We start from the raw sequence: 9,844 nt of genomic DNA, 5'->3' as shown, positions 1-9,844 counted from the left end.
TCTGCCTGTGCTCAAGGTCTGGTGGACATTTACCTTCCCGTTTTAACCGTGATAAAGCACGTCCATATGTGGGTGCTTTATCCGTGTTGATCACTTGTGGAATTTGCCACTTCTTCACATTATTTAAAATTTTTCCAAGAAAACAATAAGCTGAATGGGTATTTCGTCTAGCAGAAAGATAGAAATCAAGAGTATGGCCACGTTGGTCAACTGCACGGTATAGATATGCCCATTTGCCATTCACTTTTACGTAAGTTTCATCCAGATGCCATAAATGTCGATCTGTAGGATTACGCCAATACCAACGTAAACGTTTTTCCATTTCTGGAGCATAACGCTGAACCCAGCGATAAATTGTGGTGTGATCAACATTCACTCCACGTTCGGCCAGCATTTCCTGAAGTTCACGATAGCTGATGCCATATTTACAATACCAACGAACAGCCCAAAGAATGATTTCACCTTGAAAGTGCCGACCGTGGAAGGGATTCATCTGCTGTATCTCGAAATAAATAAGATATTTAGCTTATCATGTCAGCCTATTTGCAACAGTGCCGTTCTATGCACTGGATTTTTCTATCTGGGGCTTACAGTTCAAATTTCGAATAAGAGATTTTATGTTAAATAGGTTCGATTAAGCAGATCGTCTTCTAATTTTGAACATTGCTCATCATCAATGACTCCGGTAATACTTTGTAGCCACAACCCATCTGCTGCTAAACGAAGTAACTCTAAATCAGGATGACTATCCGTTTCTGCATGTTGAGATAATCTATTTTTTAGCCATTCCATCCAAATTTTATTAAAGGTAGGCTCTGTGATCATAGTCATTGATAACGCTGACCAAGCAGAAACCACCCCATCTATTTGATGGATAAAAGAACTATGAATATAAGCTCGTGTGAATTTACCATATTCTGTTGGATCGCGTTTAATCAAGTATTCAACTGTTTGATCTAAATCAAGAATTATTTGATTGAACATTTCTTCTATCAAATTTTTTTTATTCGGGAAATGGTGAAATACCCCCCCTTTTGTTATACCTACTGCTGTAGCAATATTTTGAATAGAAACACCAGAAATACCCTTTTGAGAAACAAGAATAGTTGCCTGTTCAAGGATGCGCTTTCGAATAACCTCTGGTTGCTTCTTTTGTTGCCGAATTTCTTTCACTTAATGACCTGCTGATTGCGAAAATAAATTAATAATTATTACGCCAGATACGATAAAACCAATTCCAATTAAAGCAGGATTATCTAGTGTCTGTTTAAAAACAAAGTAGCCAACTACAGCAGTTAGAACAATCCCAACACCAGCCCATATAGCGTATGCGATACCTAAAGGGATTGTTTTAATAACTTGTGATAATAAATAAAATGCCGTGCTAAAAAAAATCGCAGATTCAAATCCCAAGTGCAACACATTTGTAGTTAGTTGAAAAAGTTAGGTGTATTCATAGAATCATTAGACTTTTTCAACTCGCAATTGGAAAGCACACAATGAAGAAATACACCCAACTTTCTCAAGATGAAAGATACGAAATTTATGCTACTTTGAAAAGTAAAAGTTCAATCGCTACCCTTGCTCGGGAATTAGGACGTTCACGATCAACCATCTACCGTGAATTAAAAAGAAATACTGGGCAACGTGGATATAGAGCTCAACAGGCAGCTAAATTTGCAAGTCAAAGACGGTACCGTCCTTCATCATCAATGACAGCATTTGCCTTCGCTTATATTGATTATTTGATTGGTTTGGACTGGTCACCCGAACAAATTTCAGGTGCTTTAACACAACGCGGTTGGCTGGATGTACCTTCACATGAGTGGATTTACCAGTACATTTATCAAGATAAATCAAAAGGCGGTAAACTTCATCTACATTTAAGGCATCAGAAGAAATATCGAAAACGCGGTTACAAAAACACGGATCGTAGGGGTCAAATCATTGATAAAACAAGTATTCACTGCCGAGACCAGGTCATTGATCAACGACAACGTTTAGGAGATTTCGAAGGTGACACGGTGATTGGTAAACATCATAAAGGTGCTTTATTGACTCTCGTTGATCGAAAGAGCCTGTATGTACATATTGTTCATTTAGGGCCAACAAGAGCATCCTCTCAAACGATTACTTGTGCATTAGATCGTTTACAAATGAGCCATGCTTATAGTGTGACATTTGATAATGGCAAAGAATTTTCCGAACACAAAAGAATTACTGATGCTGGCATAGAGACGTATTTTGCTGATCCTTACAAGTCTATTCAGCGAGCTAGAAATGAAAATACGAATGGTTTAATCCGTCAATATCTGCCAAAATCATCATCGTTTGATGGCGTGTCAAACGAACAAATAGAGCAGATAGAATTTGCACTCAACCATCGTCCTAGAAAAACACTAGGTTGGTATACACCGAGTGAAGTTATGGCTGGTTTTTATACTGTTGCACTTGCCGCTTGAATCCGCCAATAAAGACCATCACGCTTGGAAAAAGTTTTGTAAACCCTTCCGATTTAACTAAAAAACTACTTCCAATCACTTCGGAAACTATTGCAAATCCAAGTAATACATAAGCGAGTAACACACTGTTCATAAGTAATCATACCTAAAATACCAATCGGAAGGTATGTTAAATTTTCAAAAAAAAATTATCAATAATTATTTTAGATTTTCTAAAATTAACATAATACACGTTATACGAAATGCGTTATAATTCCACTTAGAAATCAATGCTGTAGTTTCTAGTTGATAGCCCACCTTCCCCAAGGTGGGCTTTTTTTGTGATTTTTCACGTTCCACGCTTACTTCTTGAGCAATGCTCCACGGTTTTAATAAGCCCAGGTGAACAATCAGATCAGCCATATGGCTTAAAGAAGCGGCTCCAGAAGCCTCTTTTTTCCGGTTCTGGGTCTACGTGTTCAGGAACAGGGATTCGCTTGTTTTCTTTTTCAACCGGAATAGTCAATCCATCATCTTTAGGTTTGGTTTCTAGTTTTGGATCTATCGCTATATCTGTTTCAGGTTGATGATTATTAGCTGTAGTGGCTTGGGATGGTTTCATTTCAATGAGGGTCAGGAGTGTGTCGATGCGAGAATTAGCTTTTGCTTCTCTATCTTCTGCCTTTTCTAGTTGTTTCTTTAGAAACTCAATCTGATTTTTGAGTTCTTCCACTGTTTTATCATTGTATTCAGGTGTATCTAGGTTTTGTATCGGAGACATGTCAATACGTTTTGGGTGTTTTCCACCAAAAGGCTCACCATAGACACGAAGTAATTCTGAGAAGTCGATAGAACCATCATGATCACGACTTAATACTCCGTTTTTTATATCTTTGTAGAGTGTGGCCCGAGATTTTTTATACAGTGTTGCAGCATCACTAACACTGTATTTTGTACTTGTTTTCATACTGTATTACTGTGTATTTAGGAGACGTATTAAAGAATACAACAAGTGTATTCTTTAATACACTCAAGGTTTAAAGCCTAATTGCTTAAGTAACCTAAAACACCATTTCTAAAATCCTCACTGGTAAAGGTTCTATCAACAAAACGCATATCTTCTTCTGTATTTATTAAATCTCTCAAAAAGCCGAGTTGATAATCCCATTCATGATCTAATTGTATAGAGCCACTAATTTCTGAACCGTCAGAAGTCTCAATTTGGATATGAGCTGAATAACCTTTAGTATTTTTTTTAGCACTTAATAAAGCAATTGCATCAATAAGCATTTCAAATTCCTTATATGACTATAGTTTAATTATTTAGTCTCAGATTTTAATTCTGGATCCTTCACTCACTGAGAGTTTAGTTGTTAACAGCATTGTTTTTAGTAGCTGACATAAATCCCACTTTTTCTAAGTATGGATACAGTTCTTTAGCACGATGTGGATCTTGCAGCATGTCAGCTATACGAATTGCAAATTGCGGAAAGCTTTCGGTGCCTTGGGAGTACTTACTCATCTCAGGTAATTGAGAGAGTTTATTAGCAAATAAATGTCGCTGAGCCTTAGTCATTTTTGAAACAAGATCTACGGTATTTGGATCTCGTGTCGAGTTTAAATTCTGCTCTGTTTGCTTGTTTTTAAATAAAAATGAAAAGCCGTAAATTGAACGTCCTTTTTTATGTTGTTCGTATTCAACAGTGATGTCAGTGTGTTCATTAAGCTGTTTAACTGAAATATCTAGTACTCGTTTTTTTAAATCAGAAATTATCGCGTAGTCTGTTTTATCAACTCCTAATTTTTCTCTAAAATCGGCTAATTCAAAAATTGGCGTTTTACCTGTACTTCGCCACGCTATTAAAAGCTCATATAAACGGATTGCATAAGCACTACTCAGATTACTAATTTGTTCTAGCTCATATTTAGTAAAATGTTCTTCTAATCTTGTAATTAATGGAACAATGGCTGGGGAAAAAATAAGTTTAACCACGGCTTCATTCTCTATATATCTGATTTCACTAACCCATCTAGATTTAATATGTTCTATGTTTTTAGAGTTTTTTTCTTGATAGCTAAACTGACGTAAGAACAGTGCATTACAAGCATTTTTCAATGTTGTATAAGCCGTATTTCTATGAACATTAAATTGATGTGCATAACTTTCAGCATGAACAACGAGTGGGTCGTTTGTATTGATACCTTTTCCACTTTCTCTAGCTTCAACAATAGCTAATAAGATTAGTCTTTGCTCTGCTAGATCTAGGTTGTAACTAGCATTGATTAAAGCATTATCTTTGACGACAGTATTTTTCATATCTTTATTTTGACGTGATCATTTGATGTCAATATATTGACACTATATTTTGATGTCAATGATTTTTTAGGTTATGCAAGATAAACGTCCATGTATAGCAAGATAAACGTCCATGTATATTAAAAATAATAGGTTATAAAATGTCTATTTAATATATTATCTAATCTATTATTTATAATAAAAACAATAATATATATAGATATTTTAAGATAATATCTTTGATATTATGTATTTAATATTTATTAAATATCTAATATATAATCGGAATTAATAAAAATTCATTAAATACAAACACTTATTGCAATTAGGTGGTTTATAATTCAACCTTAAAATTGACATTATAATATTTGTCAATATATGCAAGATAAACGTCCATGTATAGCAAGATAAACGTCCATGTATAGCAAGATAAACGTCCATGTATAGCAAGATAAACGTCCATGTATAAGCTCTGTAACCCTTTATTTTATAGGGCTACAGAGCATCTAAAAACATTAAAAGTATTTAAAAATAATTAAAAACGTGAATCATGAAAAATTGCCCTTGGTTTTCGCTTCGCTCAAACTCTATTGAATCTCGCTTTCGCTCGATTCGAGGGGCAATTTTTTGGTTAATATTTTCGTGAGTTTTAGAAAAAGCAAAAGCAACTCGGAATTCGCTTCGCTCATAGTACTTTTTTGCTCGCTTCGCTCGGTCTAGGCTCAATTTTCTACATATGATTTACGCCTTTTTTGACTTCACAGCCTAAAAAGCTGTTTTTCAGGGAGTCTAGGCACGACTTTTTGATGTTCGCTCGTAGACACTCGCTCTGATATAACGATTAGAGGCAAAAAATAGGGGGTAGACGCGTTTTTTCACTGATTATCAAGATTACCTATATCAAATAGAGAAAATGGCTTAAAACGCAAATCAGCGCAAAATGGAAAGCAGTTTATAGTCGTACTCAGGACTTTGATCTCAGTTATTTATGTGTGATGAGGGACACACAGATTTTTAATTTCGTTCAGCAGAATCGGCTGCGTCAGGATTTTTTAAGTGAGGTCCCCACTAACCGTTTTTAAAAAGTCGGATCAAAGACTTTGATTTGACTTGTTTTCTCAAGGTTCTTGGAATTTCTGGATCCGATGCCACTCGAATCTGATCTTCTAGGTCGATTTTTACAAATGTGGCTGGAGGGTTTAGACCGCCAAGTCTATGAAGTTGCCAAACTTCATCCTCAAACCACATTCTTCCAATTCTCTTACACACTCCAACTTAATGGCGTGTCCTTTCGTTACTCATTTCAACGCTCGCCTTTCACTCGAATTGAAATGCTTCCTTTGCCATTACAGCAAAGCCCTACTAAGTCACTCTCCCACAGTTCTGTTTTCGGAAGTTGCCTCCGATTGAATAAAGACCTCTTCAAATTAAAGAGAAATCTTTAAGCAATACGGCTTCGTCATTAAACAAAACTGCTTCCCAAGTTAGTATTAAAACAGTTGTTTTCAGTTGCCTGAAAACTGGCAGAACCCGTGCCGATCTCCTACATACAACACCTACATTCCTATCTCCCCCGATCGCAGTTCCAAGTCGTATCAGGTTTATACAATGCAATATGTAGTTAATAATCATCCACGTTCACGCCTTACCCATATCGACATACACAGCCTAAAAAGCACCATGTTGACGACCTTACAGGCTTGAGCTATCCATTGATCTCGACAGCAAAACAGAATGTCTTCCGACAAATTCACTGTTCTACCTAAAATCGAGTACCGATTGCGCCAGCTTTCGCCTTGCAACCCTGACACCTCACGATGCCCTCAAAAGCCCACCTGTGGGTATAACCTACGCCCTTGTCTTTATTTTTGTTTTTGACTTGAAGCGTCTGGTTATCAGCTATTCACGAGGTTACTCATTCCGTGAGTCCTCTGACTGTCTGTTTTAATACAGGGTTTTGGCCCTTTCAGCCTAGGAGGGAAGTTACTCCCACCGCCACGTCACCGTGATCCCGTGTCCTTGTCGCCCAACTGACCTCCACCTTGGGAGTGGAGGGTGTTCATTCATCAAAATGAGTGAACAGGTAGAAAGCGGGAGTCACACCCGCCAGCCCCTAGTGTAGCCGCGCCAGCTAGAGTTTCCTCACGCACGCAGCTTCACCACTAAAGCTTCTCAAAGACTGGCAATCCTCAAGAAGGGGGAGTGTGTCTGATTCATGGGTAGGCAACCCAGGAACCAAACAGAAAAGAATTGGCTCATGGATTGGCAGTCCACGCAAAAAATCAAAGACCCTAAAAGTTTTATATTTGATCAAGTTGCGGTCGTCAAGCCCATTTTGGGGAACTGCTATTTATAGAATCTCCGAAGGTGATTCGCAATCATGCTTAAAGTCTCAAAAATTGCATTTTTGAGACTTTAAGAATTTCTTATAGAATTTTTAATAAATATCTTTTATAAATCTCTTATAGAATCACTTTATTAAAATCACTTTAAGAGTAATAAAAAAATGATTTATTACAGCTATGTTCCTAAAGATTTTACAAAACATGTCATGGGAATGATGACGAACGAATATGATCTTGTTGCTAAGAAATTCATATTGAATATGAATACTGATGAAGCAAGCCGTATGATTTCAAAATGGATTGAGCGTTATCATTTACTGGAAACAGCCCAACAAACCTATCGAAGAAGATTGAACAGTGAGCCAGTTTTTAGCTTGCTGGTTCATTTCACTTATAGTTATTTACCAGGACTGAGTGAGAGTGAATGCTGGGAAAAATTTGATAAAAATGAACCTGCTTTTTTGGTGCAAGTAGAGGCTTACCTGTTTTGTCGAACCAGTGATGCTTTCTTATTGGATGAAAAAACTCAAAAAGTTTTGAGCAAAACAGACAAACAAGATTTATTGAAGATTAACCGTAAAATCTTTGAGATCTGTCCAAGTTCAGAGTCTTTTAGTTACATTGGTGAGGTTAATCCAATCAGCTGTGGTAGATATGAACTGGTACGTCTGACCAAGCCGAAGAAAAGCATTAAAGAGCTTCAAGCCAAGAATTGGACCAATGAAAAACATGTCACAGATTGGACCTGGCGTTTGACTGATAAAGCCTATAAGGAACAACTAGAACAAGGGAAAAGGGTCGTTTTGCGGTTTCAGAGCCTGATTGAAAAAAATGCCAGTCTGGATGAGAAGAAAGCCTATTTTGAACGCCATTTCCGGGCCTTGGAGGGCTATTTAGGCTACCGTGGGGTACGTCAGCAGATCGGAAATTTGTATCACCTAGAAAAACGCTTATTCAAGGATAAATATAATCAGCCCTGGTTTGATCATGGTGCCCGGACTTTAAAACTTTCATATATGAAAAAACTGAAAAGTTCGATTGTAAATAATTCATCATATCAAGAAGCAGAAGCTCATTTTAGGAGTGTATTAACGGAAGATCTCAACAAAAAATACGAAAAATGGAAGGCGAAGTCCAATAAAACCGAGGTATAGGATGTTTTTTAAATCAATCTCAATTAACAATGGTGATAACTCATGCAGAAATATCCTGATGATTATTATCTCAGCCGCCAAGAAATTGACGATTTGAGAGCTGAGGCTAAACACGCGGCAAAATATATGAAAGCTTTTTTCGATTTTAAGACCGAAGCTCGTTATTTATTTAGTGTGACATGGTCCGCCCAAGACGGGGAATTTATTGGACTCTGTGCCGAATTCCCGTCGCTATCCTGGCTAGATCCAGACCGTGATAAAGCACGCTCAGGCATTGAGAGACTTGTCTTTGATGTATTACAAGACATGAGTTCCACTGGAGAAGCCATACCTTAATATTTTTGGAAAAATGCCTGATTCCGCTGGATGTATTCATTCAGATTATTTGAATCTAAGCCGAATATTTGAAGTTTTTTATCGACATATTTAAAAAAGAAGCAGTAAACAATGTGCATTATCCCAAGTGCCAACGCTTCCATTTTGATAACCGGAAATAGAGCAGTCGTGTCCGTAACGAGAATTTCTAATGTGAAACGATTAAAAAAATAGATGAAAAAAGTCACCAGACTCAACAAAGTCAAAAGTGCATAGGCTTTAACACAAGCCTTGCAGTGCTTATTCATTTTTTCCAGTTTCTGAAAAGTTATAGGATTCATTTTGCTCTCTAGGCAGTTAAATTTTTAAGTGAAGAAATTTCTACCGATTCTAAATATCCAGGATTAAAAAAGGGAAAAAATTTCTGTTAGATGATCCCGTGCTTTGTAAAAAAAATATCAAAATTATAAAGAGTTGAATTCTATTAATACATTGAAATTAAACATAATTTTTAATATCGACACACATGATAGCTACCTAATGGAGCTAATTTAGGTAGCTATCATGTGTGATGCTAAGCTTTAAATTTTTTATAAAATATAAGCATTTGATTTTAAATATTATTTTGTTTATGTGGCAAAAATAAAACTCAAACATTAATATTTATAAGTTATTGAAATTAAATATAAAATTCAGATCACACATAATACCTACCTTGATGTGGAAAGAAGCTATTGTGTGTGTCGATCAGAGCATTATATGTAGAAAGGTCTCTAGTTCTTTATCCTGTCTACCCGACTTGTAATATGATTCATATATCAGCTAATTGGGAGTACGGCACTATGTCAACAGTAGATCTAATTGATGAAGATGACAATGAATCAGGTATTGCTGCCAAAGCTGCAAATGTACTTCGAGACCGCTTTATTGCCGCAGCGCAAAGAGGAACAGTGCTGTATGTAGAAAATGATAATTTAATGAGTAAAACACCGAATGGTGTGCCAATTTTGGTTAAACACTTGGACGGCCGGAATCCTGACCTTGCTTACCGACTTGCTGGGCGACGAACTTTTAAAATTAAAAAACGTAAAATTAATTCGAATTGAGGCAGGCTTTTACTCCCATTCGATCGAATTTCGAATAAGAGATGTTCTGTAAATTTAGAGTATAGCCTAACGGAACAAAATAAAGTCTTAAAAAGCAACTCAAAAACCGTATTTATAGACTTAATATTTAATTTCGGTACAATATGTATTTAATTATCTAAACTCTAACGGTACAGAATGCCTAATC

General features: G+C 36.5%; 10 protein-coding genes and 2 pseudogenes. 4 read left to right on the top strand and 8 right to left on the bottom strand.

Translation table 11 applies throughout. From position 1 onward, the window contains the following. The 3 genes and pseudogenes from FTT73_RS15295 to FTT73_RS15285 form a co-directional block, all read right to left on the bottom strand. Positions 1-493, bottom strand: a 493-nt coding sequence (locus FTT73_RS15295) for an IS6 family transposase (protein WP_180191631.1), incomplete at its 3' end; no start/stop codon positions are given. Positions 494-615: 122 nt separating this feature from the next. Beyond that, positions 616-1,173 (bottom strand): TetR/AcrR family transcriptional regulator, encoded by a 558-nt coding sequence (locus FTT73_RS15290; RefSeq protein ID WP_005146114.1) that lies wholly within the window; start codon positions 1,171-1,173, stop codon positions 616-618. Continuing rightward, positions 1,174-1,395 (bottom strand): annotated as a pseudogene (locus tag FTT73_RS15285) (SMR family transporter); the annotation flags it as partial. A gap of 104 nt (positions 1,396-1,499) precedes the next feature. Between FTT73_RS15285 and FTT73_RS15280 the strand changes: the two are divergent. Next, positions 1,500-2,462: an IS30-like element IS18 family transposase gene (locus FTT73_RS15280; protein ID WP_125279924.1), complete on the top strand. Its 963-nt coding sequence runs from the start codon at positions 1,500-1,502 to the stop codon at positions 2,460-2,462. Between the two features lie 7 nt (positions 2,463-2,469). Here the strand turns inward: FTT73_RS15280 and FTT73_RS15275 are convergent. The 4 genes and pseudogenes from FTT73_RS15275 to repM all read right to left on the bottom strand — a co-directional run. Then, positions 2,470-2,595, bottom strand: a pseudogene (locus FTT73_RS15275) (SMR family transporter); the annotation flags it as partial. Positions 2,596-2,856: 261 nt separating this feature from the next. Beyond that, complete coding sequence (locus tag FTT73_RS15270) at positions 2,857-3,408, bottom strand: plasmid replication DNA-binding protein (RefSeq protein WP_005404788.1); 552 nt, start codon at positions 3,406-3,408, stop codon at positions 2,857-2,859. Between the two features lie 77 nt (positions 3,409-3,485). Then, a complete protein-coding gene (locus FTT73_RS15265; protein ID WP_005404787.1) occupies positions 3,486-3,731 on the bottom strand; it encodes a hypothetical protein in 246 nt (81 codons plus the stop codon). 76 nt (positions 3,732-3,807) lie between these two features. Beyond that, on the bottom strand, positions 3,808-4,758 hold the full coding sequence (gene repM, locus FTT73_RS15260) for a replication initiation protein RepM (protein WP_005404786.1): 951 nt from the start codon (positions 4,756-4,758) through the stop codon (positions 3,808-3,810). A 2,485-nt stretch (positions 4,759-7,243) separates the two neighbouring features. Between repM and FTT73_RS15255 the strand changes: the two genes are divergently transcribed. Beyond that, positions 7,244-8,236: a hypothetical protein gene (locus FTT73_RS15255; RefSeq protein ID WP_227554861.1), complete on the top strand. Its 993-nt coding sequence runs from the start codon at positions 7,244-7,246 to the stop codon at positions 8,234-8,236. Between the two features lie 126 nt (positions 8,237-8,362). Further along, the gene (locus tag FTT73_RS15250; protein WP_005404800.1) at positions 8,363-8,572 is read left to right on the top strand and encodes a hypothetical protein; all 210 of its coding nucleotides are present in this window, start codon (positions 8,363-8,365) and stop codon (positions 8,570-8,572) included. On the opposite strand, the gene FTT73_RS15245 is transcribed toward FTT73_RS15250, so the two are convergent. Continuing rightward, positions 8,569-8,892 carry a hypothetical protein gene (locus FTT73_RS15245; protein WP_104442387.1) on the bottom strand — a complete coding sequence of 108 codons (324 nt, stop codon included), beginning with the start codon at positions 8,890-8,892 and terminating at the stop codon, positions 8,569-8,571. The genes FTT73_RS15250 and FTT73_RS15245 overlap by 4 nt on opposite strands. Before the next feature lie 501 nt (positions 8,893-9,393). Here FTT73_RS15245 and FTT73_RS15240 point away from each other — a divergent pair. Further along, entirely contained in the window at positions 9,394-9,657 is a 264-nt protein-coding gene (locus tag FTT73_RS15240; RefSeq protein WP_127801456.1) for a hypothetical protein, read from the top strand. Positions 9,658-9,844 lie beyond the last annotated feature (187 nt).

Source organism: Acinetobacter sp. YH01006, from assembly GCF_013420445.1.
Lineage (GTDB): Bacteria > Pseudomonadota > Gammaproteobacteria > Pseudomonadales > Moraxellaceae > Acinetobacter > Acinetobacter pseudolwoffii.
The sequence above is the reverse complement of the archived record's forward strand: the minus strand, read 5'-3'. Positions and strand labels throughout refer to the sequence as shown.

Excerpts from the sequence above, each read along its gene's own strand:
- FTT73_RS15255 (WP_227554861.1), top strand. The coding sequence starts at position 7,244 with ATGATTTATTACAGCTATGTTCCTAAAGATTTTACAAAACATGTCATG.
- FTT73_RS15245 (WP_104442387.1), bottom strand. The coding sequence starts at position 8,892 with ATGAATCCTATAACTTTTCAGAAACTGGAAAAAATGAATAAGCACTGC.
- FTT73_RS15250 (WP_005404800.1), top strand. The coding sequence starts at position 8,363 with ATGAAAGCTTTTTTCGATTTTAAGACCGAAGCTCGTTATTTATTTAGT.
- FTT73_RS15270 (WP_005404788.1), bottom strand. The coding sequence starts at position 3,408 with ATGAAAACAAGTACAAAATACAGTGTTAGTGATGCTGCAACACTGTAT.
- FTT73_RS15265 (WP_005404787.1), bottom strand. The coding sequence starts at position 3,731 with ATGCTTATTGATGCAATTGCTTTATTAAGTGCTAAAAAAAATACTAAA.
- repM (WP_005404786.1), bottom strand. The coding sequence starts at position 4,758 with ATGAAAAATACTGTCGTCAAAGATAATGCTTTAATCAATGCTAGTTAC.
- FTT73_RS15280 (WP_125279924.1), top strand. The coding sequence starts at position 1,500 with ATGAAGAAATACACCCAACTTTCTCAAGATGAAAGATACGAAATTTAT.
- FTT73_RS15240 (WP_127801456.1), top strand. The coding sequence starts at position 9,394 with ATGTCAACAGTAGATCTAATTGATGAAGATGACAATGAATCAGGTATT.